Origin of the sequence: Amycolatopsis sp. NPDC058278 (genome assembly GCF_042881395.1) — a bacterium.
Lineage (GTDB): Bacteria > Actinomycetota > Actinomycetes > Mycobacteriales > Pseudonocardiaceae > Amycolatopsis.
This window is the reverse complement of record NZ_JBHVXZ010000064.1, coordinates 1-24,906: the sequence shown is the minus strand read 5'-3', so window position 1 is coordinate 24,906 and position 24,906 is coordinate 1. Positions and strand designations below refer to the sequence as shown.

24 protein-coding genes are annotated in these 24,906 nt (G+C 71.5%); 16 read left to right on the top strand and 8 right to left on the bottom strand.

Features of this window, described 5'->3' with window-relative positions:
* The first annotated feature begins 113 nt into the window (after positions 1-113).
* Together ACFVYA_RS29305 and ACFVYA_RS29300 are read left to right on the top strand one after the other, a co-directional pair.
* Complete coding sequence (locus ACFVYA_RS29305) at positions 114-1,985, top strand: propionyl-CoA synthetase (RefSeq protein ID WP_285986341.1); 1,872 nt, start codon at positions 114-116, stop codon at positions 1,983-1,985.
* A gap of 66 nt (positions 1,986-2,051) precedes the next feature.
* Positions 2,052-3,617, top strand: a complete 1,566-nt coding sequence (locus ACFVYA_RS29300; protein WP_387049516.1) for a beta-N-acetylhexosaminidase — start codon at positions 2,052-2,054, stop codon at positions 3,615-3,617.
* 170 nt (positions 3,618-3,787) lie between these two features.
* Here ACFVYA_RS29300 and ACFVYA_RS29295 read toward each other — a convergent pair whose 3' ends face one another.
* Both ACFVYA_RS29295 and ACFVYA_RS29290 read right to left on the bottom strand, forming a co-directional pair.
* Complete coding sequence (locus ACFVYA_RS29295) at positions 3,788-4,393, bottom strand: TetR/AcrR family transcriptional regulator (RefSeq protein ID WP_387049514.1); 606 nt, start codon at positions 4,391-4,393, stop codon at positions 3,788-3,790.
* Entirely contained in the window at positions 4,383-5,066 is a 684-nt protein-coding gene (locus tag ACFVYA_RS29290) for an MOSC domain-containing protein (RefSeq protein ID WP_387049513.1), read from the bottom strand. Before ACFVYA_RS29290 ends, ACFVYA_RS29295 begins: the two co-directional genes overlap by 11 nt.
* 55 nt (positions 5,067-5,121) lie before the next feature.
* On the opposite strand from ACFVYA_RS29290, the gene ACFVYA_RS29285 reads away from it, so the two are divergent.
* Positions 5,122-6,492, top strand: a complete 1,371-nt coding sequence (locus tag ACFVYA_RS29285) for a M20 family metallopeptidase (RefSeq protein WP_387049511.1) — start codon at positions 5,122-5,124, stop codon at positions 6,490-6,492.
* Between the two features lie 4 nt (positions 6,493-6,496).
* On the opposite strand, the gene ACFVYA_RS29280 is transcribed toward ACFVYA_RS29285, so the two are convergent.
* Positions 6,497-7,471: an NAD(P)H-dependent oxidoreductase gene (locus ACFVYA_RS29280; RefSeq protein ID WP_387049509.1), complete on the bottom strand. Its 975-nt coding sequence runs from the start codon at positions 7,469-7,471 to the stop codon at positions 6,497-6,499.
* A 100-nt stretch (positions 7,472-7,571) separates the two neighbouring features.
* Here ACFVYA_RS29280 and sigJ point away from each other — a divergent pair, with 100 nt between their 5' ends.
* The 8 genes from sigJ (at position 7,572) to ACFVYA_RS29240 (ending at position 14,511) form a co-directional block, all read left to right on the top strand.
* Complete coding sequence (sigJ, locus tag ACFVYA_RS29275; protein WP_387049507.1) at positions 7,572-8,429, top strand: RNA polymerase sigma factor SigJ; 858 nt, start codon at positions 7,572-7,574, stop codon at positions 8,427-8,429.
* 76 nt (positions 8,430-8,505) lie between these two features.
* A complete protein-coding gene (locus ACFVYA_RS29270; protein WP_387049505.1) occupies positions 8,506-9,303 on the top strand; it encodes an SGNH/GDSL hydrolase family protein in 798 nt (265 codons plus the stop codon).
* Positions 9,282-9,857 carry a TetR/AcrR family transcriptional regulator gene (locus ACFVYA_RS29265; RefSeq protein WP_387049504.1) on the top strand — a complete coding sequence of 192 codons (576 nt, stop codon included), beginning with the start codon at positions 9,282-9,284 and terminating at the stop codon, positions 9,855-9,857. Before ACFVYA_RS29270 ends, ACFVYA_RS29265 begins: the two co-directional genes overlap by 22 nt.
* A 17-nt stretch (positions 9,858-9,874) precedes the next feature.
* Complete coding sequence (locus ACFVYA_RS29260; RefSeq protein ID WP_285986351.1) at positions 9,875-10,594, top strand: DUF2786 domain-containing protein; 720 nt, start codon at positions 9,875-9,877, stop codon at positions 10,592-10,594.
* Positions 10,595-10,699: 105 nt separating this feature from the next.
* A complete protein-coding gene (locus ACFVYA_RS29255; protein WP_285986352.1) occupies positions 10,700-11,041 on the top strand; it encodes a winged helix-turn-helix domain-containing protein in 342 nt (113 codons plus the stop codon).
* Positions 11,038-11,286, top strand: a complete 249-nt coding sequence (locus tag ACFVYA_RS29250; protein ID WP_285986353.1) for a hypothetical protein — start codon at positions 11,038-11,040, stop codon at positions 11,284-11,286. The genes ACFVYA_RS29255 and ACFVYA_RS29250 overlap by 4 nt, the downstream gene beginning before the upstream one ends.
* A 156-nt stretch (positions 11,287-11,442) precedes the next feature.
* Positions 11,443-13,563, top strand: coding sequence for an MMPL family transporter (locus ACFVYA_RS29245; RefSeq protein WP_387049502.1), 2,121 nt, complete (start codon positions 11,443-11,445; stop codon positions 13,561-13,563).
* 27 nt (positions 13,564-13,590) lie between these two features.
* Positions 13,591-14,511, top strand: a complete 921-nt coding sequence (locus ACFVYA_RS29240) for a DMT family transporter (protein ID WP_387049500.1) — start codon at positions 13,591-13,593, stop codon at positions 14,509-14,511.
* Here ACFVYA_RS29240 and ACFVYA_RS29235 read toward each other — a convergent pair.
* Positions 14,454-16,595 carry a putative bifunctional diguanylate cyclase/phosphodiesterase gene (locus tag ACFVYA_RS29235; RefSeq protein ID WP_387049498.1) on the bottom strand — a complete coding sequence of 714 codons (2,142 nt, stop codon included), beginning with the start codon at positions 16,593-16,595 and terminating at the stop codon, positions 14,454-14,456. The genes ACFVYA_RS29240 and ACFVYA_RS29235 overlap by 58 nt on opposite strands.
* A 14-nt stretch (positions 16,596-16,609) precedes the next feature.
* Positions 16,610-16,807, bottom strand: a complete 198-nt coding sequence (locus tag ACFVYA_RS29230; protein WP_285986357.1) for a hypothetical protein — start codon at positions 16,805-16,807, stop codon at positions 16,610-16,612.
* 183 nt (positions 16,808-16,990) lie between these two features.
* Here ACFVYA_RS29230 and ACFVYA_RS29225 point away from each other — a divergent pair, with 183 nt between their 5' ends.
* The 4 genes from ACFVYA_RS29225 (at position 16,991) to ACFVYA_RS29210 (ending at position 21,263) form a co-directional block, all read left to right on the top strand.
* Positions 16,991-18,289 carry a cytochrome P450 gene (locus tag ACFVYA_RS29225; RefSeq protein WP_387049497.1) on the top strand — a complete coding sequence of 433 codons (1,299 nt, stop codon included), beginning with the start codon at positions 16,991-16,993 and terminating at the stop codon, positions 18,287-18,289.
* A gap of 120 nt (positions 18,290-18,409) precedes the next feature.
* Positions 18,410-19,351 carry a ParA family protein gene (locus ACFVYA_RS29220; protein WP_387049495.1) on the top strand — a complete coding sequence of 314 codons (942 nt, stop codon included), beginning with the start codon at positions 18,410-18,412 and terminating at the stop codon, positions 19,349-19,351.
* Entirely contained in the window at positions 19,348-19,914 is a 567-nt protein-coding gene (locus tag ACFVYA_RS29215; RefSeq protein WP_387049494.1) for a hypothetical protein, read from the top strand. Before ACFVYA_RS29220 ends, ACFVYA_RS29215 begins: the two co-directional genes overlap by 4 nt.
* Positions 19,915-19,931: 17 nt before the next feature.
* Positions 19,932-21,263, top strand: coding sequence for a CBS domain-containing protein (locus ACFVYA_RS29210; RefSeq protein ID WP_387049492.1), 1,332 nt, complete (start codon positions 19,932-19,934; stop codon positions 21,261-21,263).
* A gap of 7 nt (positions 21,264-21,270) precedes the next feature.
* Here the strand turns inward: ACFVYA_RS29210 and ACFVYA_RS29205 are convergent, their stop codons facing one another.
* A complete protein-coding gene (locus ACFVYA_RS29205; protein ID WP_387049491.1) occupies positions 21,271-22,653 on the bottom strand; it encodes a hypothetical protein in 1,383 nt (460 codons plus the stop codon).
* Between the two features lie 48 nt (positions 22,654-22,701).
* Positions 22,702-23,610, bottom strand: a complete 909-nt coding sequence (locus ACFVYA_RS29200; protein ID WP_387049489.1) for a helix-turn-helix transcriptional regulator — start codon at positions 23,608-23,610, stop codon at positions 22,702-22,704.
* Between the two features lie 62 nt (positions 23,611-23,672).
* Between ACFVYA_RS29200 and ACFVYA_RS29195 the strand changes: the two genes are divergently transcribed.
* A complete protein-coding gene (locus tag ACFVYA_RS29195; protein ID WP_387049487.1) occupies positions 23,673-24,536 on the top strand; it encodes an NAD(P)H-binding protein in 864 nt (287 codons plus the stop codon).
* Here the strand turns inward: ACFVYA_RS29195 and ACFVYA_RS29190 are convergent.
* A partial coding sequence (locus ACFVYA_RS29190; protein WP_387049486.1) for a D-alanyl-D-alanine carboxypeptidase family protein occupies positions 24,537-24,906 on the bottom strand: 370 nt, incomplete at its 5' end.

Here is a 24,906-nt window from a genome sequence, read left to right as displayed (position 1 = left end):
ACGCTCCCGGGCTCCGTGAGGTTGCCGGGTCTTTCCGCGGTGGAATCCGGCGCGGCCGCCGCTCCCGCGCCATGATGGGGAACGGCGGAACCTCCGACCCGAAGGAGCGGAGCATGGGCGCGTACTCCGAAGCCTACCGGCGCAGCCTGGCCGAGCCGGACGCGTTCTGGCTGGCCGCGGCGGAGTCGATCAGCTGGACCAGGCGGCCGGAGCGGGCCCTGGACGACTCGAACCCGCCCTTCCACCGGTGGTTCCCGGACGCCGAGCTGAACACCTCGTACAACGCGCTGGACCGGCACGTCGAGGCCGGCCGCGGCGGCCAGGCCGCGCTGATCTGGGACTCTCCCGTGACCGGACGGAAACGCACGTACTCGTACGAGGAGCTGCGGGACACGGTCGCCCGCTTCGCCGGCGCGCTCAGCTCGCTGGGGGTCACGAAGGGTGACCGGGTGATCGTCTACCTCCCGATGGTGCCGGAGGCCGCGATCGCGATGCTGGCCTGCGCGCGGATCGGCGCCGTGCACTCGGTGGTCTTCGGCGGGTTCGCGCCGAAGGAGCTGGCCGCGCGGATCGAAGACGCGAAGCCGAAGGTCATCCTGGCGGCGTCCTGCGGCATCGAGCCGACGCGGGTGGTCGAGTACCAGCCGATCATCGAAGCCGCGCTGGGGATGACCGAGCACCAGCCCGACCACGTCGTCGTGCTGCAGCGCGAGCAGGCACCGGCCGTGCTGACCGGCCGCGACCTCGACTGGCGCGAGCTGGCGGTGGGCGCCGACCCGGCCGACCCGGTCCCGGTCGCGGCCACCGATCCGCTGTACATCCTCTACACGTCCGGGACGACCGGAAAGCCGAAGGGCGTCGTGCGCGACACCGGCGGTCACGCCGTCGCGCTCGCCTACTCGATGGAAGCCGTCTACGACGTCCACGCCGGTGACGTCTGGTGGACGGCGTCCGACGTCGGCTGGGTCGTCGGGCACTCCTACATCGTGTACGCGCCGCTGCTGGTCGGCGCGACGACGGTGATGTACGAAGGCAAGCCGGTCGGCACACCGGATGCGGGCGCGTTCTGGCGGGTCATCGCCGAGCACGAGGTCCAGGCGCTGTTCACCGCGCCGACCGCGCTGCGGGCCGTCAAGAAGGTCGACCCGGACGCCCGTGAGCTGGAGAAGTACGAGCTGAAGCAGTTCCGGACGCTGTTCATGGCCGGCGAGCGGCTCGACCCGGAGACCTACCACTGGGCGCACGAGAAGCTCGGGGTGCCGGTCGTCGACCACTGGTGGCAGACCGAGACCGGCTGGCCGATCGCCGCCAACCCGCGCGGCCTGGAGCCGATGGACGTCAAGGCGGGGTCGGCGACCAAGCCCGTCCCCGGCTGGGACGTCCGGATCCTCGACCAGGCGGGCGAGGAGCTGCCGGCCGGGCGCGAAGGCGCCATCACCGTGAAGCTGCCGCTGCCGCCGGGATCGCTGCCGACGCTGTGGGGTGACGACGAGCGGTACCGCGAGGCCTACCTCTCGCGCTACGAAGGTCATTACCTGACCGGCGACTCCGGCTACTTCGACGAAGACGGCTACCTGTTCGTCATGGGCCGGACCGACGACGTCATCAACGTCGCCGGGCACCGGCTGTCCACCGGGTCGATGGAGGCCGTGCTGGCTTCGCACCCGGCGGTCGCCGAGTGCGCCGTGATCGGCGTGGCCGACCAGCTCAAGGGCCAGCTGCCGCGCGGGTTCGTGGTGCTCAAGGCGGGCGTGGACGTCCCGGCGGACCAGCTTCGGGACGAACTCGTGGCGCTGGTCCGGCGGGACATCGGCCCGGTCGCCGCGTTCCGCGATGTGTCCATTGTGGACGCCCTGCCGAAGACGCGGTCGGGGAAGATCCTGCGCAAGACGATGCGCGCGATCGCCGACGGCCGCGACGAGGCGGTGCCCTCGACGATCGAGGACCCGAGCGTCCTGGAGGCGATCCGGAAAGCCCTTCGTTAAGAAATGTTCCAAATGCTCCGGCTGGTCTGTACCTTTGCAGGGAGTCCCCCGACCGGAGGTGCTTCGATGCGCTTGTCCAGAGCCGTCCTGACCGCGGCCGTCGTGAGTCTCACGGCCGCCGGCCTGCCCGCGTCCGCGGTGGCCGCCGCGGACGCTCCCGAACGGAGCGTGACCGACCTCGTCCCGGCGCCCGTCTCGGCGAAGGCCGACCCGCGCGGCGAATTCCGGCTCACGCCGTCGACCGTGATCGCCGCCGACCGCGGGGCCGGCCAGGTCGCGGACTACCTGCGCGGCCTGCTCCGCCCGGCCACCGGCTTCCCGCTGCCGGTCGTGCCGCACGCCGCCGGCCTGCCCGCGCTCTCGCTGAAGCTGGGCCACGACCCGCGGATCGGCACCGAGGGTTACGAACTGAGGGTCGCGCGCGACGGCGTCACGGTGAAAGCCAACACCGCCGACGGGCTCTTCGAAGGCGTGCAGTCGCTGCGGCAGCTGCTGCCGTCGGCGATCGACGCCCAGCGCGTCCAGCACCGGACCTGGACCGTCGCCGGCGGCACGATCCTCGACTACCCGCGCTTCGCCGAGCGTGGCGCGATGCTCGACGTCGCCCGGCACTTCTTCAAGCCGGACCAGGTGAAGACCTACATCGACCAGATCGCCCAGTACAAGGTCAACACGCTGCACCTGCACCTGGCCGACGACCAGGGCTGGCGGATCGAGATCAAGAGCTGGCCGAAGCTGGCGACGGTCGGCGGCAAGACCGCGGTCGACGGCGACCCGGGCGGCTACTACACGCAGGCGCAGTACCGGGACATCGTCGCGTACGCGGCTTCGCGGCACATCACGGTGATCCCGGAGATCGACATGCCGGGCCACACGAACGCGGCGCAGTCGACGTACGCCGAGCTGAACTGCGACGGGAAGGCCGTCCCGCCACGCACGGACACCGAGGTCGGCTACAGCTCGCTGTGCATCTCCTCGCCGATCACGTATAAGTTCGTCGAGGACGTCGTGCGCGAGCTGGCGGCCCTCACGCCGGGCCCGTACCTGCACATCGGGGGCGACGAAGCCCATTCGACGCCGCCCGCGGACTACCTCACCTTCGAGCACAAGGTGCAGCCGATCGTCGCGAAGTACGGCAAGAAGGTCACCGGCTGGCACGAGATCGCCAAGTCGGTCCCGCCGGTGTCGGCGGTCCCGCAGTACTGGGACTTCGGCGGCGACAACCCGGACGTCGCGGCGGCCGCGGCGCGCGGCAACAAGATCTTGATGTCGCCGGCGAACTACGCCTACCTCGACATGAAGTACACCCCGCAGACGCCGCTCGGCCAGGACTGGGCCGCGTTGATCGAGGTTCGCGACGGGTACGGCTGGGACCCGGCGACGCTGGTCAAGGGCGTCGGCGAGAGCCAGGTCGCGGGCGTCGAAGCGCCGCTGTGGACCGAGACCATCCGCACCAGCGACGACATCGAGTACATGGCGTTCCCGCGGCTGCCGGGGATCGCGGAGATCGGCTGGTCCCCGAAGTCGACGCACAACTGGGACGCCTACCGCGCGCGGCTGGCGAAGCAGGCCCCGCGCTGGGTGGCGCAGGGCATCGACTTCTACCGCTCCCCGCAGGTCGACTGGAAGTGACGTGTCCGGGGCGGGCATCCCTCCGCGCCGAACGGCGGGTCGTACGGCCCGACCGCCCGTCCGCCGATGGTCCCCGACCCGGCATACGGCCGGTCGGGTTCCTCGCCACACCCGGCCAGCATCAGCGCAGCCGCCACCACGGCGACGATCGGTACTCTCACGCGTTCCCCTCAAGCCCGCGCGACGGCCCCAAGCCGGGCGCGGATCGCCCGCCTGGCCAGTTCGTAGGCCCAGGTTCCGCCGTGGAGGACGGCGTCCGCGTTGGCCGCGCGGCCCAGCGCGTGGAGTTCGAACGCCAGGACCTCGGCGTCCGCGTCGACTTCGCCACGGGCCACCGCGTCGGACGCCGTTTCCCGGAGGAAGGCGGCGAACGAGCCGCTCGCCGCCGCCACCGCGTCGTGCACGCGGCCCGGGCGCGCGTCGAACTCCGCGCCGACGTTGAAGAAGAAGCAGCCGCCCGGGAAGACCCGCCGTTCCGAGTAATCCAGCCACTTCTCGCACACCGCGCGCAGCCGGGGCAGGCCGGGCGCCACCGCCCGCGCCGGCGTCACGACGTGCGACCGGAAGATCTCCAGCGCGGCGTCGATCGTCGCGAGCTGCAGTTCCTCCTTGGAACCGAACAGCGCGAACACCCCGCTCTTGCTCAGCTCCAGCTCGGTGGCCAGCCGGCCGAGGGACAGCCCCGCGAGGCCGTCGACCGAAGCGACGTCCACGGCCCGGCGCAGCACCAGGCGCCGGGTCGCGTCGCCGCGGGCGATCCGGCCGTCACCCGGCACGCCGCGCCCGCCAGCGGTCCACTGTGGACTGGACGCCGTCGCGGTAGGAGGCCGAAAGCGCGGGCGTGGCCAGCACCCGGTCGGCGAGGTCCAGCGCCGCCTCGACCTTGTCCTCCGGCAGCTGCCCGTAGTTGGCGAAGGAGACCAGGTACACCTCGGTGATCGTCGGGCCGTCCGCGCGCTCGGCCAGCTCGATCGGCCCGGACGTCGGCACCGTGCCGGGCCGCAGCACGCGCAGGTACCAACCGCACCGCCCGCTGTCGATCATCAGCGGCGTGACGTCCTTGCGGCCGGTCTTCATGGCCAGCTTGAAGCACGGCTGCCGCGGCTGGGACACCTGGACCAGCGCCGTGCCCCAGGACCAGACGTCCCCGATCCGGACGTCGTCCTCGGTGACGCCGGTCAGCGAGACGTTCTCGCCGAAGCCGCCCGGCTCGGCCTCGAGACCGTCGGCCGCCCACGCCGGGTAGTGCTCGGCCGGGTAGACGTAGACCGCTTTGTCGACGCCGCCGTGCACGGTGAGGTCGGCCTGCCGGTCACCGTCGAGGTTCAGCTCGGTCAGGGTCAGCTCCGGCGCCGTGACCCGCGCCTTCGTGATCGCGCTCCGCACCGGCCGGTCCCGCCGGTACCCCAGGACGCTCGGTTCCCCCACAAACACGCCGTCGACGTTCATGAGGCCGAAGGTAGCACGATCGTTCGTACAGTTCGGGGCCTTTAGCCTGGCGGTCATGGAACTGCTCGACAAGGCCCGCACCCACGTCGACTCCGGCGCCCTCTTCGCCGAACTGGCCGGGCTGGTCGCCTACCGCACGGTCAGCGACGCTCCCGAAGGCCGCGCCGCGATCCAGGCGTACCTGGACGAGGTCCTGACGCCCGCGCTGACCGGACTCGGCTGCGAAGTCACCCAGCACGCGAACCCCGATCCGGCGGGCGGGCCGTTCCTCGTCGGCGTCCGCACCGAGTCGGCCGAGCTGCCGACACTGCTCTGCTACGGCCACGCCGACGTCGTCGGGGAAGCCGGCCGGTGGGGCGACGGCCGGGACCCGTGGACGCTCACCGCGGACGGCGATCGCTGGTACGGCCGCGGGACCGCGGACAACAAGGGCCAGCACCTGATCAACCTGACCGCGTTGCGGCTGGTGCTGGCCGAGCGCGGGCGGCTGGGCTTCAACCTCGCGTTCCTGTTCGAGACCGGCGAGGAGATCGGCTCACCGGGGCTCGCGGAGTTCGCCGCGCGGGAGAAGGCCTTGCTGCGGGCGGACGTCCTGATCGCCTCCGACGGCCCGCGCCTCGACGCGGCGACCCCGACGTTGTTCCTCGGCGCGCGCGGCGGCGTCCGGATCGACCTGGACGTCGACCTCCGTCCGGGCGGCCACCACTCCGGCAACTGGGGCGGCATCCTGCGCAACCCGGCCACGACGCTGGCCGGCGCGATCGCGAGCCTGGTCGACGGCCACGGCCGCATCCGGGTCCCGGAACTGCTGCCGCCGGAGCTGCCGGAGTCCGTGCGCGCGGCCTTGGCGGACGTCGTCGTCGGCGCCACGCCGGGCGACCCGGACCTCGACGAGACGTGGGGCGACCCGCGGCTGACGCCCGCCGAGCGGCTCTACGGCTGGAACACCCTGGAGGTGCTCTCACTCGGCGCGGCGGACGTCGACCGCCCGGTCAACGCGATCCCCGGCCGCGCGCGAGCGGTGCTGCAGCTGCGGTACGTGGCGGGAACGGACGTCGAGGGCGTCGCTCCGGTCATTCGCAAACATCTTGCCGCACAAGGGTTTCCGATGGTTTCGGTGCGCACGGAAGCCAGTTTCCCGGCGAGCCGCACACCGGTCGGCGACCCGTGGGTGAGCTGGGCGCGGGCGAGGCTGAACTCGGTCTCGGACCGCCCGGTGGCGGTGCTGCCGAACTTCGGCGGCGGCCTGCCGAACCACGTGTTCACCGACATCCTCGGGCTGGCGACGCTGTGGCTGCCGCACTCGTACCCGGGTTGCCACCAGCACGCGCCGGACGAGCACCTGCTCGCCCCGGTCGCCCGGGACGGGCTGGTGCTCGCCACGGCGCTGTTCGACGCCCTCGGTTCGACGCCGCCCACGGCTTGAGACCTCAGGGTTCGAGGTCGGTCACGCCCCGGCCGCTCGCCACGTCGAACGGCACGGACGCCTGGTCGTGGACGATCACCCAGCCGTCGCCGCGGTACCGGAAGACGAAGGTGGCCCGGACCCACATGCCGGTCACGGCTTCCCCGCTCGGCAGCGTGCCGCTGATCCGGCCGAAGCCGTGGCCGACGGCCAAGCCGGCGCTCACGGTGACGGTCAGGTCGCGCAGCTCGTAGTCCACCTTTTCGAAGATGGTGAACACCTTCGCCCAGTTCTTCAGCTTCGCTTCGACCCCGGCGTGCTGCAGCGGCGGTTCGACGTCGAAGGACACCACGTCCGGCGCGTAGACCCCGCGCAGGGCCTCGAGATCCTTGGCCCGGAGCGCCTCGACGACCTCGTCGAGCCGGCACCTGATCGCGGCTTCCGCCTCCCCGCCCCGCAGCGGCGCCAGCGCGGTGCTCCAGGCGACGACGTGGTCGAGCAGCGTGTCCAGGGCGGCGAGCTGGTGGTCGCCCGGCGCGAAGACCGTGCGGTTCTCGAACTCGGTCGCCAGCGGGAGCGTGACCTGCGGGGAAACGTCGGCGAGCTGCAGTGCCCCGCAGACGAGCCGCAGCTGCTCGACCGAGCGGGCGCCGCCCGCACCGCCGTACGAGACGAACCCGGCCGCCTTGGTGTTCCATTCGATGTGGACGTGGTCCATGGCGTTCTTGAGCACGCCGGGAACGGAGTGGTTGTACTCCGGCGTGACGAAGACGAACCCGTCGCACGACGCGACGAGGGCGGCGAAGGCCCGGGTGCGCTCGTCCTGGTACTGCCCCGAGAAGCCCGGCGGCTCCTCGAGGTGGGGCAGCGGGTGGTCACGCAGGTCGATCACGGCGAACTCGGCGTCACCCCGGCGCGCGGCCCGCTCGTGTACCCAGCGGGCCACCTGGTCTCCGACGCGGCCCGGGCGGGTGCTGCCGAGCACGATTCCGATCTTCATCGTCGTTCTCCCCTGTTCGGTTGGCTTCGAGCAGTACGACGAAGCAGGCCACGGGAATGTCAGGCCTGACGTTCGGGCAGGCTGTGTCGTCGGAGGAGTCATGACGACGCCATCGGAACTTCCCGTCGCCGAACGGCGGCACCTGGTCAACCTCGCCTACCGGCTGCTCGGCTCGCTGACCGAAGCCGAGGACGCCGTCCAGGAGACCTACACCCGCTGGTACGCCTTGTCCCCGGCTCAGCAGGACGCGATCTCCTCGCCCGGCGCCTGGCTGACGACGGTGGCCGGCCGCATCTGCCTGGACGTCCTGGGCTCGGCGCGGGTGCGGCGGGAGCGGTACGTGGGCCAGTGGCTGCCCGAGCCGCTGCCCGACCAGCCCGACCCGGCCGACCGGATCACCCTGGACGAGTCGGTGAGCATGGCCTTCCTCGTCGCGCTCGAAGCGATGACCCCGCCGCAGCGCGTGGCACTCGTCCTGCACGACGTCTTCGGGTACTCCTTCGCCGAGGTCGCCGAAATCACCGGCCGGACGCCGGCCGCGTGCCGGGAACTGGCGTCCGCGGCCCGCCGCCGGATCCGCGCCGCCCGGCCCGCCGCGCCGGCCGCCCGGCAGGCCGCCCTGGTGCGGGACTTCAAGGAGGCTTGGGCCGCCGGGGACATCGGCACCCTGATCGGGCTGCTCGACCCCGGCGCGACCTTGACCGCGGACGGCGGCGGCCGGGTCCGCGCCGCGATCGCGCCGATCGAAGGCGCCGAACCCGTCGCCCGGTACGTGGCCGAGCTGGCCGCGTTCGGTGCGCTGACGCTCGAAGAGCGCACCGTCAACGGCCTGCCCGGCCTGGTCCTGCGCCGCGGGGACGAGCTGGCCGCCGTCTACGCCTTCGCCGTCGCGGACGACCGGATCACGCACCTGTGGGCCGTCCGGAACCCCGACAAGCTCGGCCCCTGGCTCGGGTGAACCCCGAAGTAGACACCGTCTACAGAAGTTTGATAGACAGTGTCCACAAGGTGAACCACGGGTTACGGAGATCGGGATGAGCTACCACCGTTTCGTCGTCCTCGGCGACAGCTGTGCCGAAGGCCTCGACGACCCGTACCCGGACCAGCGCCACTACCGCGGCTGGGCCGACTTCGTCGCCGCTCGCCTGGCGGAGGACGAGCCCGGCTTCCGCTACGCCAACCTCGCCGTCCGCGGGCGCCGGCTCGACCAGATCGTGCCCGAGCAGATCCCGGCGGCCACCCGGCTCGAACCCGACCTGGTCGCCCTCTTCGGCGGCGGCAACGACATCATGAGCCGCGGCTGGGACGCCCGGACCGTCGCCCGCCGGGTCGACGCCGCCATCCGCGCCTGCACCGAGATCTCGCCGGTGGTCGTCACGTTCACACTCAGCGACGTCTCCCGCCGGATGCCGCTGGGCGGCCGGATGCGGCCGCGGATCGTCGCGCTCAACGAAGCCATCCGCGAAGCGGCCGTCAGCTACGGGGCCCAGCTCATCGACCTGTGGCCCGACCCGGCCGTCACCGATTCACGCTACTTCGGCGCCGACCGGCTCCACCTGTCCGCCCACGGCCACCGCCGGCTCGCCGCCCACGTCCTCGCCCGGCTCGGCCTCGGCCACGACCCGGCCTGGCTCGAGCCGCTGCCCGGCACCGCGGCGCCCGGCAGCCGGCGCGCCGACCTGCAGTGGCTGCTCCGGGAGGTGCTGCCGGTCGCCGTGACCCGCACGCGCAACCGGCTGATCGGCCGCGAGCCCGGCGACGGCTTCTTCCCGAAGCGCCCCGACCTGCTCCCGATGGCACTGGACGAGGCGTGGGCACCCGGCAACGCCTGATCACGACGGCGTCGGAACTGCTGGCCGGCGAAGGCGTCGGCGCGGTCACGCTGCGCGGGATCGCCAAGGCCGCCGGGGTTTCGCACGGCGCGCCGCTGCGGCACTTCTCGGGCCGCGCCGAACTCCTCTCGGCCGTGGCCACCCAGGGCTTCACCGAGCTGCTGGAACGCCGCACTCGCCTGCCGGACGGCGGCCCGCGGGAGCGGCTCACGGCGGCGTGTCACAGCTACGTCGACTTCGCGCTGCAGAACCCGGCGATGTTCGAGCTGATGTTCCGCCGCGACCTGATCGACCCGGGCGAGCCGGCGCTCGCGGCGGCGTCCAGCGCGGTGTTCGACGAGTTCGCGGCACTGGTCGCGGCGGCCGGCACCCACCGCGCCGACCCGCGGCTGGTCGCCGCGTCGCTGTGGGCGGCCCTGCACGGCCTCGCCCAGTTGTGGCTGTGGGGCGGTCTGGCCGGGGCGAGCTTCGCGCCGTCACCCGAAGCGGCGCTGGCCGTCACGCTCGACGCGTACCTCGACACGCCGACCCGGTCCACGCGCCCGAACACCTGATCGAATACCCTCTCGGCATGACCGAGTCAGACCCGCAGCTCGAGCGCATCCGCAAGCTGCTGGCCAAGGCCGAAGACCCGGCGGTCACCGAGGCGGAAGCCGAGGCGTACAACCAGAAGGCCGCCGAACTCGTCGCGCGGTACGGCATCGACCAGGCGATGCTCGCCGCGTCCGGGGCCGGCACCGACGAGATCGGCACGCTCAAGATCCCCATCGCCGACCCGTACAGCCGCGAGAAGGCGAGCCTGCTCACCTCGGTCGCGTACCCGCTGCGCTGCCGGACACTGCTGCACCGCCTCGGCCAGAAGGTCGAGAGCGTCACGGTGTTCGGGTTCCGCTCCGACCTCGGCCGGGTGGAACTGCTGTTCACCAGCCTCCTGCTGCAGGCGAGCACGCAGCTGACCCGCGTCCGGCCGGGCGGGTTCTTCCCCGGCGAATCCCTGGCCGCGTACCGGCGAACGTGGCTGCACGGCTTCGCCCGCGCGGTCCACGAACGGCTTTCCCACGCCGAACAGGAAGCCGTCCGCACAGCGGTGCCCGGCGAGCGGTCGGCGGCCCTGGTGGTCCGCGACCGCGCGCAGATGGTGCAGCACGCGTTCGACTCGGAGTACGGCGACCTGCGCGCCGCTTCGCCCCGGCGGCTGTCCGGCAGCGGCTACCTCGACGGCCACGACGCCGGCACCCGGGCGAACCTCGACCCGGCCGCGCTGACCCGCCGCCGGAAAGCCCTGCGCTGAGCGCGAATTCCCTCCCGGGCGGCACGTCTGGCCCGAACCTCCCGATGTGATCTCGGGGAGCACCCCGATGGCCATCCGGGCCGATACCTGCTAACTTTTGTTTGCATGTGGACGACCGGCGACGAGCTCCTGCGGCAGCTGGGCGCCCTCGGCAACCCGCACCGGCTGCGGATCGTCGCGGCCCTGCACGCGGAACGCACCTACGTCAGCAAGCTGGCCCGCGAGCTGCGGATCAGCCGGGCGCTGCTGCAGGTCCACCTGCGCAAGCTGGAAGCCGCCGGCCTCGTCACCGCCAGCTCCGAGGTCGGCGAAGACGGCAAGACTATGCGGTTCTACGAGGTCACGCCGTTCTCCACCGTGCTGACGCCGCAGGCGATCGCGGCCGCCGTGCCGACGCTCACCACACCGGAATCCGTCCAGGGGGACGGCGAGGAGGGACGGAAATGAACTGGCACCAGTGGCAGGAGATCATCGGCGTGACCGGGGTCTTCGTCCTGATCACCGTCGTGCTGTCGATCGCGATCGTGCAGCTGGCTTCGACCTGGCGCGCCAAGGCGAAGCTGGCGCGGGAGGACGAATACCGGTCGCTGGCCGAGAAAGCCGTCCGGACCCAGGAAGAGACCGAGCGGCAGCTCAAGGACGTCCAGGACCGGCTGCGGTCCATCGAACGCGTGCTCAAGGAGGTCGACTGAGCTGTGACACCGGGGCTCCGCCACCCGGAACCCCCAAACGCAGTTGAGGCCCTGGACCGCCGAGCGGCAACTCGGCGGCCCAGGAGGAAGAAGCAACCACCTCGCCCGAGGGCGAGTTCTCATCGGATCACCCCTTCACGAAAAGGACCTTAGTTCATGCTGCCTGCAGGCACCCCGGCTCACCGGCGGGGACCGGTGGTCGAAGCCGTCACGAACTGGTCGCTGCGGCACCGCGCCGCCGCGATCCTCGGCTGGCTGGCGCTCGTCGCGCTGGCCTGGGCCGTCGGCACGTTCGCCCCCGGCACCGACGCACGGTCGAGCCCCGCCGGTGACGCCGGTACCGGCCAAGCCGTCCTCGACCGCCAGCACACCCGCGAACCCTTCTGGGAGAACGTCCTCGTCCAGCCCCTGTCCCGAGCGGCCGCGGCCGACCTGGTGACCACGCTGACGACGTCGGGCGCGGCCGCGGACATCCGCTCCCAGGTCTCCGCCGACAGCCGGTCGGAACTGGTCACCTTCCGGATCACCGGCACCGGCACCGAAATCCGGTCGAGCCTGGCGACGGCGACCGCGGCCGTCGACGCGGTCGCCGGCCGGCACCCGGACGTCCGCCTGGCCCAGGCCGGCGACCTCACCGTGTCCGGTGCGGTCGACAAGAGCATCAAGGAGGACATCGGGCGGTCGGAAGCCCGCTCGCTCCCGATCACCGTGCTGATCCTGCTGGTGGTGTTCGGCTCGCTGGTCGCCGCCGCGGTCCCGGTCCTGCTGGCGGGCACGGCGGTGTTCGCCACCTTCGGCTTCCTGTCCGTTGTGGACAACTGGATCCCGGTCAACAGCGCGACTTCCGCGATCACGCTGCTGATCGGGATGGCCGTCGGCGTCGACTACTCGCTGTTCTTCCTGCGCCGGGTCCGGGAGGAACGCGCCCACGGCGTCGACGAGTCGATCCGGATCGCCGCGCGGACGTCGGGGCACGTGATCGTCGTGTCGGGACTGACCGTCCTGCTGTGCGTGACCGGCCTGCTGTTCACCGGTCTCGACAACCTCCAAGGCCTGACCGCGGGCACGATCATCGTCGTCGCCCTGGCCGTGCTGGCGGCGGTGACCGTGCTTCCCGCGACGCTTTCCCTGCTCGGCTCCCGGGTGGACCGCGGCCGCATCCCGTGGCTGGGCCGCCGTTCGACGCGCTCCCGCTTCTGGGCCGCCGTGGCGACCGTCGTCACCCGGCGGCCCGCACTGTGGAGCGGGCTCGCCACCGCACTGCTCGTGCTGCTCACCCTGCCCGCGCTGGGCATGCGGCTGCAGGACCCGGCGCCGGCCGAAAGCCTGCCGCGCAGCATCCCGGTGATCGACGCGGCCGTGCGCGTCCAGGAAGCGTTTCCCGGCCTGACCATGCCCGCGCACGTCGTCCTCTGGAACACCCGCGGCGGCCCGGTCGACACGCCCGCGCTGCGCCGGGCGATCGGGGAGCTCACCGCGGCGGTACCGCGACCGGCCGTCGTCGTGCCGGTGGACCAGGCGCTCGTCGTCCGGATCCCGCTCGGCGGCACCGGCAACGACGAAGCGGCGAGCCGCACCCTCACGACGTTGCGCGAAACCCTGCTGCCGCAGACGGTCGGGCGGATCGACGGAGTCGGCTACGCGGTGGCCGGCCGGACCGCCGAAGCGCACGACTTCACCACGCAGGTGCTCGCCCGGGCGCCGTACACCTTCGGGTCCATCCTGCTGCTCGCGTTCGTGCTGCTGCTCGTGGTGTTCCGGTCGGTCGCGGTGCCGGTGGTGTCGATCCTGCTCAACCTGCTGTCGGCCGGCGCGGCCTACGGCGTGCTCACCCTCGTGTTCCAGGGCGGCTTTCTGGCTCCGCTGCTGGGTTTCACGCCCTACGGCGGAGTGCTCGGCTGGCTGCCGATGTTCCTCTTCGTGCTGCTGTTCGGCCTGAGCACCGACTACCACGTGTTCATCCTCAGCCGGATCCGCGAACGCCGGCGCCGGGGGGTGCCGGCCCGGCAGGCGATCATCGAAGGCACCGCGAGCAGTTCCGGCGTGGTGACGAGCGCCGCGCTGATCATGACCGGGGTGTTCAGCGTCTTCCTCAGCCTCGCCGCGATCGAGTACAAGATGCTCGGCCTCGGCATGGCGTTCGCGATCCTGCTCGACGCGACGGTCGTCCGCGGAGTCCTGCTGCCCGCCGCGCTGGCGCTGTTCGGCGACCGGCTTTGGCGCCAAGACACTGTAGAAACCCTTAAAGCTCCCTCCAGAACTCTTCGCTTGTCCTGACGGATCTTGTTCGGCACCGTTGCTCTCATGAACGGTGGACGGGGCGCCTCGGCGCGCATGGTGGTGCTGGCCCTGCTGTGGGGCTCGGGTTTCCTCTGGATCAAGCTGGCCTTGACCGGCTTGAGCCCCGTCCACTTGACCCTCGTCCGGTGCGCCCTCGGCGCGCTGACGCTCCTGGTCATGGCCGTCGCGGCTCGGCAGCGGCTGCCACGGGACCGCGGGACCTGGGGCCGGCTGATCATCGCCGCGTTCTTCTGCAACGCGCTGCCGTTCGCGCTGTTCGGCATCGGGGAACGCACCGTCGACTCCGGGGTCGCCGGCGTCATGAACGCCACCACCCCGCTGTGGTCCCTGCTGATCGGCGTCGCGCTCGGGACGGAACGGCGGCTCAACCCCGCACGGCTGCTCGGGCTGGCCCTCGGCTTCGCCGGCATCGTGGTGATCTTCGCGCCGTGGCAGCAGTCGGGGCTGCTGAGCACGGGTGCGCTCGCCCTGCTCGGCGCCGGCCTCAGCTACGCGATCGCGTTCGCGTACATGGCGCGGAAACTGCCGGCGGACGGCGCTCCGGTCGCGTTGTCGGCCGCGCAGCTGATGACGGCCACCGCGCTGACCGCGCTGGCACTGCCGGTCGCGTCCACCGCGCCGCACCTGACGCTCACCGCCGTCGTCGCGGTGACGATCCTGGGCGTCTTCGGGACCGGGATCACCTTCTACCTCAACTACCGGCTCATCGCGGACGAAGGCCCGACCGCAGCGGCCACGGTCGGCTACCTGCTGCCTGTGGTGTCGGTCGCGCTCGGCGCGCTCTTCCTCGGCGAACCGCTGACGCCCCGGGTGCTCGGCGGCATGGCGGTCGTGCTGGTCGCCGTCGGGCTGACCCGGTGGCAGCCTCAGGCCCGGGCGAACTGCCCGGCGAGCTCGGCCGGCGGCCTGGCCACCCCGAAGTAGTCGCCGGTCGCCAGCTCCGCGCCGGCCGTGCGCCACCAGTTCGCCTGGTCCTCGGTGTGGATCCCGTCGACGACGAGCGTCGCGCCGACCTGCCGGACCAGGGGCACCAGGGCGCCGAGGAACGTCGAGTCCGACCACGCCTGCCACTCCGCGAGCCGCCGGTCGACGCGCACGATGTCCACCGGCAGCTCCTCGATCGCCCGCAGGTCGTCGGGCCCCAGCCCGAACTCGTCGAGCATGACGCGCACGCCGAGGTCGGCCAGCGCGGTGACGTTCTCGATGACGCCGGACACCGGCAGCGCCCCGGCCGGGACGCCGAGCATCAGCTGCCCGGGCGGCAGGCCGGTGTCGCGCAGCAGGCGCGTCACCCGCGTGCCGAGCGCCTCGTCGGCCACCTGGTGCCCGGTCAGGGCGGCGACCATCGGGAGGCCGAACCCGGCGCGCTGCCGCCACCATTCGCCCTGCCGGCCGGCCGCGCGCAGCACCCAGTCGCCGAGCGGCAGCACGAGCCCGGTCGACTCGGCGAGCTCCACGCAGCACTCGTGCGAAAGGGCCGTGTCGACCGGCCGGTTCCAGTGCAGGCGGGCTTCGACGCCGGCGGCTTCGCCGTCCGCCAGCCGCGCCATCGGCCGGTACCGCACACCGATCTCGCCGTGTTCCCAGGCGCCGGCCATGCCGACGGCCACCGCCTGCGTCCGCCGGTCGTGGGCATCGGCCTCCCGGTCGAAAACCTTCCACTGGCCGCGCCGCCGCTCCTTGGCGCGCCACAACGTCTGGTCCGCCTGGCGCAGCAGCTCCAGCGGGTCGATGCCCTTCGCCGGCCGGTGCACCACCCCGGCGCTGGCCGACAGCGCGAGCCCGTGCCCGTCGACGAAGAACGGCTCGGCGAGCTCGTCGTTGATCGCGCGCACGATGGTGTCGATGTCGGGCGTCGACTCGGTGTTCTCGATCAGGATGCCGAACTCGTCGCTGTGGAACCGCGCGATCATCGCCTTTTCGCGGGCCATCACCGCCTTGAGCCGCTGCGCGAAGTGCACGAGCAGCTGCTCGCCGACCCGGCGGCCGAGGCTGTTGCAGACCATGCCGAACGCGTCGAGGTCGACGTGGAACAGCGTGACGCCGTACGCGGGGTCGGCGCGCCGCAGCGCCGTCTCCAGGTGGGTGCCGAAGTACTGGCGGTTGGGCAGCCCGGTGAGGACGTCGTGCAGCGCCTGGCGGCTCAGCTCGCCCTGCAGGAGCATCAGCTCGGTGCCGTCCTCGATCACGACGACGAAGTGGGAGGGGCGGTCTTCGGCGTCGCGCAGCAGCGAGGCGGTGAGCGAGATGCGGACGACGTCGCCGTCCCGGCGCAGCAGCCGCTCCGACTGCCGGATCCGCTCCTTGCCGCCGTCCAGGAGCGCCATCATCGTGTCGCGGAGGACCTCGACGGAGTCGGGGTGGACGACGTCGTACAGCACCGAGCCGGCCAGCTCGCCGACCGGGTGCCCGAGCATCTCGGCCAGCGCCGCGTTGGCCCGCACGATCCGGCCGTCGAGGGCGACGACGGCGATCCCGCTCGCCGACGACGTCACCACTTCTTCGAAGCGCGCTTCACTCTGCTTCAGGTTCCACTGGGCATCCCGCACCGCCTTGAGCAGCGACAGGTGCATGATCTCCTGCTGGTCGAGGACACTGCGCTCGTGCGCGAGCAGGAAGCCGCAGGACAGCGCGCCCAGCGCCGCGACGACCCGGTCCGCGACGCCCGGCACCGCCTGGAATTCGGGCAGCGCGGGCAGGCCCTTCCCGAGGACCTCGAGCGTGCACCGCAGCCCGGGCTCGCCGACGTAGCCGAGGGCGACCAGCCGCGCACCGATCCGCTCGGCCGGGGTCAGGTCCGGGGGCGTGCGGTGCGGGGAATCGCCGCGGTGCAGCGAATCGCAGAGCATGCCCAGCAGGCCGCCGAGCTCCACGTCGAGCTCCTCCCGGCTCAGCGACACGACGGTCACGCCGCTGAGCAGGTACGCCCATTTCCGGGTGAGCCGGGTCCGCCCGCGGTCCGCATCGGGTGCGGCGGGCTGGTCCGGCTGGGGTTCGATCATCGGCATGGGAGAGGTCCGCATCAGATCTTGCGACCGCTTCCGCCGGAAAGCGCGGAAACCGCAACGTGCGTCCGCAGGTATCCCCGATCGGGGCTGCGCTTTTCCTTGATCACCACTTCTTCGACGGCGCCGCCGGAGCCGGGTGCCCGGGCGCTGCCGGGCACGGGGATATCGGCACCCGGTGGAACCCAAGCCGGTAATCGTGTCACGAAGAACACCTTCTCAGTGAGGCTTGGTCAGCCGTAGGATCGGAAAGAGCTTAGCGATTCCCCGTGGTTCGGCTACTGGGCCATCCGCGTGAGCCCACACCACCCGATCGGGCACTGTCCCGTTCGACCGGACGCGCCTACCCTAAGCCGTCTCCTTGGGGAATCCGCACAATGGCGCAACGAGGAGTATGCATGAGCGTCCCGGTCGCACCGGGCCGGTGGCCTTTTCTCGGGCACACTCCGGCACTCCTCCGGCGACGCTTCGCATTCACCGATACATTGCCCGGGCACGGCGAAGTCGTCAAACTCTATCTCGGCCCGGCACCGGTCTACTTCGTCGCGAGCCCGCGATTGGTGCACGAAGTGCTGGTGAACGAGGGTCCGAAGTTCCGCAAGGGCGCCATGTTCGACAAGTTCCGGCCGTTCGTCGGAAATGGCTTGGTGCTTTCGAACGGGGACTTCCACCTGCGGCAGCGCCGGCTGATGCAACCGGCGTTCCACCGCGACCGCCTGGCGGCGTACGCGGAGATCATGCGGCGCGCGGCGGCGGAGATGAGCGGCTCGTGGCGAGCCGGTGAAGTGCGGCCGATCGACGACGACATGCAGAGCCTGGCGGTGACGATCGTCGGCGAAGCGCTGTTTTCCACCGAGCTGGGAAAAGCGGCGATCGCCGAAGCCCGCCGGTCGATTTACGTGATCATCCAGCAGGGGATGATTCGCGCGTTGTCGCCCAAGTTCGTCGAAAAGCTCCCGGTGCCCGGGAACCGGCGGTTCGACGAGGCGATCGCCCGGATGCAGGGAATCGTCATGGAGGTGATCCGCGACTGGCGGCGCGAAGGTACCGACCGCGGCGACCTGCTGTCGACGTTGCTGCTGGCCGGCATGACCGACGAGCAGGCGCGGGACGAGGTGCTCACCCTGCTCACCGCCGGCATCGAGACGACCGCGCTGGCGCTGGCCTGGACGTTCCACGAGCTCGGCCGGCACCCGGACATCGAGGCACGGGTGCACGCCGAGCTCGACGAGGTACTGGGCGGCCGCCCGGTCACCGTCGACGACCTCCCCCGGCTGACCTACGTCCGGCAGGTGGTCGACGAGGTGCTGCGCCAGTACCCGCTGTGGATGCTGATGCGCCGCACCCTCACCGAAGTCGACCTCGGCGGCATCCGGCTGCCGGAGGGCGCCGAGGTGATCGTCAGCCCGCACGCGCTCCACCACGACCCCACGTCGTTCACCGACCCGGACCGCTTCGATCCGGACCGCTGGACCCCGGACCGGGCGGCCACGGTGCCCAAGGGCGCGTTCGTGCCGTTCGGGGCGGGCACCCGGCAGTGCATCGGAAACCGCTTCGCCCAGAACGAAATCGTCATCACACTGGCCACGGTGGCCGCCCGCTGGCGGCTGGTCCCGGTGGCGGGCAAGCCGGTCCGGGTGAAGTTCACTTCAGCCGCCTATCCCGACAACCTCCCGATGACGGCGGTTCCCCGGTAGCCCTCGCCCGGCGGCACCGGCCGGATCGTGGACAGTTCCCGGACAGTTGACGGCGATCCGTACCGGTCCGCCCGCCCGCGTAATACAAACGGGCCCCAGGCACGAGCACCGGGAGGGCGCATGCGGGTCGTGGCGGTCATGAACTACAAGGGCGGGGTGGGCAAGACGACGCTGACCGCGAACCTCGGGGCGGTGGCCGCGAGCCGCGGCCTGCGGGTCCTCCTGCTCGACCTCGATCCGCAGACCAACCTCACCTTCTCGTTCTTCTCGATCGACGATTGGCACGAACGCCTCGCGGACAAGCGCACGATCAAGCAGTGGTACGGCGCCGAGCTGCCCGGGCGGGACATCCCGCTGCCCCAGCTCGTCGTCTCGCCGGAACGGGTGAACGACGTCCTCGGTGGCACCGGTGGGCGGCTCGACCTGATCTCCTCCCACCTCGGCCTCATCGACATCGACCTCGAACTCGCCGCGCTGCTCGGCGGGACGACGACCCTCGACGGCTCGAAGCGGCGGTTCCTGGACCTGCACGGTTGCCTGCGACAGGCACTGCAGGACAGTTTCTTCGCCGAGTACGACCTGGTCCTCATCGACTGCGCCCCGAACTTCGGCCTCGTCACCAAGACCGCAATCGTCGCGAGCGAGCGCATCCTCGTCCCGGCCAAGGCGGACTACCTGTCCACCTTGGGGCTGGACTACCTGGTGGGCAACTGCACCGGCCTGGTGCAGCAGTTCAACGACTTCGTCCACCACAAGGGCGGCGACCGCGACCACGAGCCGATCGAGCCGGATTTCCTCGGCGTGGTTTTCACCATGGTGCAGATCTACGCCGAGCAGCTGACGGCAGCCCAGCACCGCTACCGCGAGGAAGTGCAGGCGAACTCCCAGGTCCCGGTACTGAAGAGCCACGTCCGCAACAGCAACACCCATTTCGGCGACGCGGGCGAAACCGGCGTGCCAGCCATGCTGCGCGCCACCAGCCGGGACAAGGTCGTGCAGGAGTTCGACGCACTCACCGACGAGGTACTCGGGGCCCTTTCCCTGTCCGGTGATCGCCGGTGACCGGCCTGAAGAAGGTCGCAGCTCTCCAGGCCCGGGTGTACGAGTTCCTGGCGCAGCAGGACGAGGCCACACTGGAAGCGATCCTCGCCGGAACGGCACAGCTGGCGGTGGCCGGCGCGGCCCAGCCTCCCCGAGCGCCGGAGGATCTGTCGGTATTGACGGTGAAAGAACTGCACACACTGGCCAGGAACCGCCGCTTGCGCGGGTACAGCAAGCTCACCCGCGCCAAGCTCATCGAACTGCTCACCGGCCGCGGCCCCGAGGCACTGCCTGCCGAGCCGGCACCTCCTGCTCCACAGCCGGTCACCACTCCACCGCCCGCCACCGCGAGACCGGGCGTGGACGCGGCCGCCATCGCTGCCCACCTGCGGGAAACCGAAACCGAAGCGGAAGGCGCTTCCTACCTGGAGGCCCAGCGCCTCGATCGGGAGAGTCTGCTCGCCGTCGCCGCCGAGCTGCAGCTCACCCGGGTGGACCGCCTGAGCCAGCCGGAACTGAAGCGGCGGGTGCTCAAGCAGGCCATCGGTGCCCGGCGCAAGTTCGCCGGGCTGCGGAAGTGGTGACCGGCGACGGCCGTTCGATGCACTTGAACGACGGCCGCCGCGTCACGGTGGGGGACTTGCTGGAAGCCGGCCTGCTCAAGGCCGGGGCGAAACTCAGGTTCAAGCGCAAGCGCATCGGCGCGACCTTCGATGCGACCGTCACCGGCACCGGCCGGATCCGGCTCGAACCCGACGGTGAGGAGTTCCGGTCGCCCTCCCGCGCGGCGATGGTGGCCGCCGGGATGCGCGCGGTCGACGGATGGCGGGCCTGGGTTGTGGTCGACGAGAGCCGCCTGCTGGATTCGGTGCGCCAGGAGTTCCTCGACCAAGCGATCTCGACCGCGAACCGGCAGACCGAAGATCGAGCACCGCAGCGCGTCCACGAGCGCTTGAGGCAGGCCCGCGCCCGCGCCGACCAGGGTGATCCCGAGCGCATCACCGTCCGCGAGCTGCTGAAGCTGTGGGGTGTGGCGGATCGCGGCGACCAGATCAGCCGGATCGAAGCGGACCTGGCCAACCACGGGCTGGTGACGTCCCCCGGGTTCCGCGCGGTCACGCTCGACACCGTGGTCACCTTGACCACGCCCCCGGACGAAACGGAGGGGCCGGCGACACCCGACCCCCTGCCGGCCACCGAAGACGACGAGGGCGGCGACGACCTGAACGTCCGTCTGACGGTGGGCAACCTGACACCGCTCGACGGCGTCGGGTCGGTCGGGCCCAACAGCTCGCTCGAAGAAGCGATCACCACCATGCTCCTCAACGACTTCTCACAGCTCGCCGTGCTGAGCGGGCCGCGCAACCCCCGCGGAGCCGTGACGTGGCGTTCGATCGCCCAGGCGATGCACCGCAAACCCGACGCCGCCGTCGCCGACGCGATCGTCCGGGCCGAAGTCGTCGCCTACGACCGCGACCTCTTCGAAGTCCTGCCCACCCTGCAGCAGCGCGAGTTCGTCCTCGTCACGGACGAGAGCAAGATCGTGAATGGCATCGTCACGACCGCCGATGTCGCCCGGCGCTACGGCGAGATGGCCACTCCGTTCTTCCAGCTGGGCGAGCTGGACCAGACGCTCCGCTGGATCCTGAGGTGCTCACTGGACATCCCGACCGTCCGGCCGCTGTGCGGCCGACCGATCGAGAAGTTCGACGAGCTGGGCTTCGGTGACTACCAGCGCATCCTGGCGAACAAAGACGTCTGGGACCGGCTCGGCTGGCCGCTGGACCGACAGAAGTTCGGCGACCGCCTGAACGAGATCCGGCAGATCCGCAACGGCGTGATGCACTTCCACCCGGATCCGGTGTCCGAAGACGCGGTCGAAAAGCTGCGGAACTTCACCATGCTGCTGCATCGGTACCGCGTCCCGGTCTAGCCGGCCATCAGGCCGCGTACAGCTGACCGACCGCGTCGAGCACCGACGTCGAGTACGCCGGGTCGTAGTTGTGCTGGCCGACGTTCACCGCACCGTTCCCCCGGCTGAACGTCCACCCGCCCGTGGTTTCGAAATCGGGGTTCGCGACGTGGCAGCCGGTCAGCGAAACGTCGTCGAAGCGGGCCACGACCTCGTAGTCCGCCACCGCCTTCGCCTCGAACAGCCGCAGTGTCAAGGTGGCCGATCCGCCGGTCAGCCGGGAGGTCAGGTCGATCGGCGCCGAGGTGTACCAGTCCGTGTCCTCGGTGGCGACGTCGCGCTGCCAGACCTGCGTGCCGCCGACCTGGGCCTGCTTGAAGTGGTACCCGGCCGGGCTGGTGCCGGCCCGGTCGTCGCTGTGCCACAGCACCAGCCGGCACGAGCTCGAGCCTTCGTCCAGCCGGATGGTCGTGCTCGCCGCGGCGAAGTCGCCGGCCTTGGTGGCCGTGTCCGGGTGCACGGTGAAGACGAGTCCGCCGGTTCCGGTGTGCGCGAACGATTCGTCCGACTTCTGCGGGCGGCCGGGCGTGAGCGGCAGCGCGTACTGGATGACCCCGGCGATCTTGCCCGCGGCGGCGTACTGCACGCCGACGGCGGTCACCGCGCGCACGTAAGCGACGTCCGGAGCGACCGTGGTGGCCGACAGCGTCGATGCGTACACCATCAGGATCAGCTTGCGGTTCTTCGCGGCCAGCCGGGCGATGAGGGTGTCCAGCTGGGTGCTCAAGCCGCCGGTCCACAGCGTGTCGCGGTGCGGGTCGTCCCGGAACGGCATGATCAGGCTGTCGATGATCCCGCCGTACGTGTCCACAAAGGACGATGTGATCGCGTCCGCGTAGACCACGGGGTAGAACTCCAGGCCCGGGGCCGCGGCGCGGCCGGCGTCGCGGATCTGCTTGGTGTAGGTCGCCGTGAAGAACGGCAGGTTGTGGTTGAAGTCGTCGATCGCCAACGCCCTGAGCGCCGGGTAGCGCTGCGCCAGCGCACCGATGCCCTTCGCCCAGGCGACGTAGTCCTTCTTGAAGGGAAGGTATTCGGCGCAGCTCGTCCCGCCGGGGCATTCGGTCGGCGGCACGAGGTAGGTCCAGACGGTCAGCCCGGCCGTTTGCGCCTCGGGCAGGAACGCCTCGAGATCGTGCCAGTCGGTCTCGTTCTGGACGAGGAAGGCGTAGGTGCCGGCGTTCATCGCCCGCAGCCGGTCGATCGTGGCGGCGGCGTCGACGTGGCCGTCGGTCCGCACCGGGTTCGCGTAGCTGGCGCGCACGCCCGGCGCGGGCGCGGCGTCCGCCGTCGCCGGGAGCAGCACCGCGCACAGGGCGGCGATCAGGGTGGACAAGCCCGTTCTCAGCATGCGGCGGACGATCCGGCGGAGGCGTACAGAGGACGTACAACCCGCCGCTCAGCCGAGCCGCCGCCGGAGGGTGGCGAGTGCGGCGTCCAGCTCGGGCGAGGACTGTTCGAGCTCGAAGTCCGCGTCCAGCATCAGCAGGTTGAGCGCGAGCGCGGCCGGGGACTCGCCCGTCGCGTGCACGCGGCAGCGCTCGTCGTCCACCAGCTCGACGGGCACGGTCGAGGGCAGCCTGGCCGTGATCCGCGCGGCCGGCGCGTCGACCAGGACGACGGCGCGGTGGCGGGCGAAGACGGCGTCGATGCCGTGCACCACGTCGGCCGCGGAAGGTGCCTCGCGGGGGACGAACCTCGCCCCTTCCGGGCGCTTCACCGTCATCCGGTCGAGGCGGAACTGCCGCCAGCCGTCGCGGGCCGGGTCGAAGGCGACGAGGTACCACCGCCGCCCCACCTGGACGACGCGGTGCGGCTCCACCTCGCGACGAGCCTCCTTGTAGTCGAACCGGACCCGGCGGTGGTCGCGGCAGGCGCCGGCGAGGAAGATCAGCAGGTCGGGGTCGACACCGCCCGGAGCTCGCGCGGCCTCCGTGTACTGACGCATGGCCGCGACCCGCCCCCGCAGCCGCCGCGGCAGCACCTGTTCGAGCTTCACCAGTGCGGTGCCCGCGGCTTCACCCAGCTCGGCACTGCCGGTGGCCGTCCGCAACGCGATGACGATGGCCACGGCCTCGTCGTCGCCGAGCTGCAGTGGCGGCATGGAGGTCCCGGCACTCAGCCGGTAGCCGCCGGCGACCCCGGGAATCGCCTCGACCGGATAGCCGAGGTCACGCAGCTTCTGGATGTCGTAGCGCACGGTCCGGGGGCTGACCTCGAGCCGCTCGACCAGTTCGGCGCCGGTCCACGACGGGCGGGTCTGCAGCAGGGTCAGCAGCGCCAGCAGGCGGGAAGTCGGATTCGGCATGGCTTCACAATGCGCTGGATTGAGGCAAGGATCTTGCCGCAATACCTTGCACGATGGGTCTCATGAACACCACCACCACGAAGGCCAAGACCGTCCTCGTCACCGGCGCGACCGGCACCGTCGGCCGCCACCTGGTCGGCGAACTGCTCGCCGGCGGGCACCACGTGCGAGCGCTGACCCGCTCCCCCGAAGCGGCCGGCCTGCCCGCGGACGTCGAGCTGATCGCCGGTGACCTGGCCGCGGCGCCGCCGGAGGGCCTGTTCGACGGCGTCGACAGCGTGTTCGTCTTCCCGGCCGCCGAGGTGGCCGGCTTCGTCAAGGCGGCGGCCGCCGAATCCGGGCACCTGGTGCTGCTTTCCTCGCTCGCCGCCGCTCTCGAACACGAGCGTGACCGCGGGTCGGCCAGCCAGGTCCACCATTCCGCGATCGAGGACGCCGTCCGCGACAGCGGGGCGAGCTGGACGATCCTGCGGCCCGGCACCTTCGCCGGCAACCTGCTGCCCTGGGCCCGGCCGATCCGGTTCACCGGCGGCGTCCGCGGGCCGTACCCGACGTCCGCGCAGGCCCCGATCCACGAGGCCGACATCGCCGCCGTCGCCGCGGTGGCGCTCACCGAGCCGGGCCACGCGGGCAAGACCTACCCGATGACCGGCCCGCAGGCGCTGACCAGGATCGAGCAGCTCGCCGCGATCGGCGCGGCCGTCGGCCGGGAGCTGCACTTCACCGAGATCACGCCGGACGAGTTCCGCACCGAAATGCGCTCCTACGGCGTCGGCGACGACATCGTCAAGATGCTCCTCGACTACTGGGCGGACACGGTCGAGACGCCCGACGTGGTGCGCCCGACCGTGCAGGAGGTCACCGGCCGGCCCGCCCGCACGCTCGCGGAATGGGCTCGTGACCACGCGGCGGTCTTCGGCGGGTGACTACCGCGTCCGCGGATCCTGTGACGGATCGGCGTACATGGGCGGGCACCCGTGTTCGACGGCTTCGGGCCGCAGTTCGTAGTGCCACGGTTCGTTGCGGTAGATCTGGCACAGCCCGTACCGGGCGCCGTGTTCGGCCAGCCACTTCCGGGCGGCGGGCGGTCCGATGTCGACCGCCTGCCCCCGCACGTGCGCCGACCTGTCCGGGGTCGTCACCCAGCGGGCCGCGGCCGCTTCCGAGCCGTGCTTCGCGATCCCCTGACGCCGCAGCTGTTCCTGGTACGCCCAGGAACGCCAGCCACCGTTGACGACGAACGCCACCCCGTCGGGGGGGGGGGGGGGGCGCGGGCCCCCCCCCCCCCCCCCCCCC